We start from the raw sequence: 3,489 nt of genomic DNA, 5'->3' as shown, positions 1-3,489 counted from the left end.
GGTGCCGGATTGGCCTGAATGAAGACCGCGGGCAACTGCTGGAACTGCGGCAGGAAGGTGGGTGCCGGTCGCGACTGCAGGGAAACAAAGGTGGACAGTGGCACCTGCGCGCCGGATGGCGTCTTGATGGTGTAGGCCTTCAGGAAATCCGGATTGGCGCGCAGCGCGGGCGGCACCTGGGGCACGACGCGGTAGCTGAGGCCATCCATGTCGAAATAATTGACATAGTTGCCGCCCAGCAGGGTTTCCAGATTCTGCCCGATATCCGCCATGCTCAGGCCGAAGGAGGCGGCCATCTGCCGGTTGATATGAATTTCCTGGATCTGATTATTGTACTTCAGATTTTTGCAGACGAAGGAGAACAGACCGCTGGCCCTGGCCTCCCGCACCAGCTTGCCGGAGACCGCATCCAGTTGATGATAGCCGCCACCGGTACTGGTGATCACAAACTGCACCGGCAGCCCCACCGCCGCTCCCGGCAAGGGCGGCAGGCCGAAGGCGGAAAGCTTCATGCCCGGCACCTGCTCGGCCAGTTTCTGCACCTTCTCCTTGACCTGCTGAGTGGTGACATCGCCACGCTCGGGTTTGAGCACCACCCCCGCCATCACCTCGTTGTTGAGCAGCATGCCGCCGATACCCACGCCATTGACGGCGAAGCTGTGACTACGGCTAGCGATTTTATTGAAAACCGTCTTGGTCAGGTAACTATCGTAGGCATTCATGTACTCCAGGGTCGCTGTCGGCTGGGCGACGCCGTTGACATAGACGATGCCCTGATTGGCGGGCGGGGCGAGCTCGCTCTGACTGATGGAGAAGAGGAAATAAATGCCGACGGTGAGGATCAGCGCCAGCGTCACCGTCGCCGGCCAGACCCGCAGGCTCTGAAACAAGGTGCGACCATACAGCGCCTTGAGTCGTCCGAAAACGTGGTCCACCAGATGTGCCATCCGGCCGGCGTGCCCCGCCTTCAGAACCCGCGAGGCGAGCATGGGGGCGAGGGTCAGGGCGGCCACCATGGACAGTACCACCGTGGCGACAACGGTAAAGGCAAATTCGCTGAACAAATGCCCCACCAGACCGCCAATAAAAGCCATGGGCGCAAATACCGCCACCAGCGTCGTCGCCATGACCAGGATGGGGCTGGCCAGTTCACGGGCGCTGGTCAGGGCGGCGTGCAGCGGCGTGGCGCCGTTTTCGATATGTCGATGGACGTTCTCCACAACAATAATGGCGTCATCCACCACCAGCCCGATGGCCAGCACCATGGCCAGCAGGGTGAGCAGATTGAGGGTGTAACCGAGGGCATGGAGGATGGTGATCGCCCCCACCATCGCCACCGGAATCGCCAGGACCGGCACGATCAGCGCCCGCCACGAGCCCATGAAGAAGTAGATCACCAGGATGACCACCAGCAGCGCGAGGGCGATATTGACTTCCACTTCCTGCAGGGAGCTTTTGACGAATTGCGCGCCATTGTAAATGGTGTAGCCCTTCATGCCCGGCGGCATGGTCGAGTCCAACTGGGTCATGACTTTTTGAATACCCTGAGACACTTTCAGGGCGTTACTGCCGGGGGCCTGCTGGATGCCGATATTGACCGCGGGCTGACCGTCCACCATGACGGATGAGTCATAGGTCTGGGCACCCAGGGAGACTTTGGCCACCTGCCCCAGACGGATCGGCACCCCATGCACCGTCGCCACCACCAGATTGCGGAACTCGGCGGCACTGTGCAGGGCGGTGTTGGCACTCAGGGAAACCGCGTAATACTGGCTACGCAGACGGCCGACGGCGGCGACAAAGTCATTCTGCTTCAGCGCGCTGCTGACCTGTGCCGGGGTGATACCCAGCACCGCCATTTCCTGCGGGTTGAGCCAGACGCGCATGGCATAGGTATTACCATTGGGACCGGTGCCCGGCGGCAGGATGGAAGTCAGACCGACCCCCGGCACCGACTGGATGGCGGGTTGCACCACGCGGGTGAGGTAATCGGTGATCTGCTGCTGGTTGAAGCCCTTGCCGTGGAAGCTAAGCAGCATGAGGTAAGCACCGGAACCCGACATTTCCTGCACAACGGGTTGCATCACCCCCTGAGGGAGCTGATTGAGGACGGTGTTCACCTTGCTCTGTACCTGGGACAAGGCCGCGCTGGGATCTTCGCCCATCCGCATATAGAGGGTGAGGATGGAAATGCCATCTTCACTTACCGCCGTCATGTAGTTGATGCCGGGCGCTTGCCCGACGGCTTTTTCCAGCGGTGCCGTAATAAAAGCGTTGACGGTCTTCGGGGTCGCCCCGAAGTAATGGGTGGTCACTGTGATCATGGAGCTGTTGGTGGGCGGATACTCGGTGATGGGCATCAGGCCGAGGGAGCGCAGCCCGAAGAAAAACAGCACCAGGCTCAGGGAAATGGCGAGGATGGGGCGGCGGATAAAGGGTTCGGTGAAATGCATGGGGATCCTCAGAGATGCACGGCGTTATTGATGCGCACATGGTCGCCGCTGTGCAGCTTGACCTGTCCCGCGGTGACCACCAGATCCCCGGCCTTCAGGCCGGAGCGGATAACCACTTCGTTGCCACGCTGCATACCCGTCGTCACCGGCTGCTCTTTGGCGATGAGGGTCTTATCCGGGCCACCGGGGGTCAGCACGTAGACAAAGTCCCCGTAGGTGTTAAAGCTCACCGCCACCACGGGAATCATCAGGTGCGCCGTGGGAGCTTCTTTTTGCAGGACGACGCGGACGAACATGCCGGGCTTCAGGCCCTGTGCTGCATCAAGGCGTGCGCGGACGCTGACCGCGCGGTTTTGCGCATCGACATGACTGGCGACAGCCTGCACTTTGGCGTGGTAATGGCGCAGGGTGTCGCCGTTATGCACATCAATCCGCACCGGCGCGCCAACCTGTACCGCCTGCACATCCCGCTGGGGTACGGTGAAGTCGGCATAGAGTTGCTGCAGGTTTTCGATGTGCACCACCGGCATACCGGCGTGGATATATTCACCCGGATTAACGGTGCGCAAGCCCAGTACCCCGGCGAAGGGCGCACGGATCTGCGTATCCGCCAGCGATTCCTGCAAGGCAGTCACCTGAGCCTGCGCCGCACTCGCACCATAGCGGGCCTTATCCAATGCGGCGGTGGAGATGCCGTGGATGGCGAAGACCTTCTCGGCGCGCTGATAGTCCACCTGGGCGAGAGCAGCCTGGGCCTGCGCGGCCTGTAACTGGCCGGGCAGAGCGCCAGGGTCCAGGGACAGGAGCAGTTGTCCTTTCTGTACCGTGGCACCGGAGTGGAAACCGATACGCTGCGCCACGCCGCCGGTCTGCGGGCTGAGCACCGCTCCCTGTTGCGGCACGATTTCGCCCACGGCAGTCAGCTCGCCCGCCATCGACTGGATCTGCACGCGGGTGGCGGAAACGGTGACCGCCGGGTTGGCCGCAGCCGCCAGGCGGGCCTGCAACCGGTCCTGACGCCATTGGTACCTGCCAT

At 62.0% G+C, this 3,489-nt stretch carries 2 protein-coding genes; both read right to left on the bottom strand.

Annotation, left to right across the window (positions count from 1 at the left end; all coding sequences use genetic code 11):
* Positions 1-2,453, bottom strand: a 2,453-nt coding sequence (locus M7F93_RS11375) for an efflux RND transporter permease subunit (protein WP_298173571.1), incomplete at its 3' end; no start/stop codon positions are given.
* Between the two features lie 8 nt (positions 2,454-2,461).
* Positions 2,462-3,489, bottom strand: a 1,028-nt coding sequence (locus M7F93_RS11370; RefSeq protein WP_298173568.1) for an efflux RND transporter periplasmic adaptor subunit, incomplete at its 5' end; no start/stop codon positions are given.

The sequence above is a fragment of the Acidithiobacillus sp. genome (genome assembly GCF_027322205.1).
GTDB lineage: Bacteria > Pseudomonadota > Gammaproteobacteria > Acidithiobacillales > Acidithiobacillaceae > Acidithiobacillus.
This window is presented reverse-complemented; position numbering and strand designations above follow the sequence as displayed.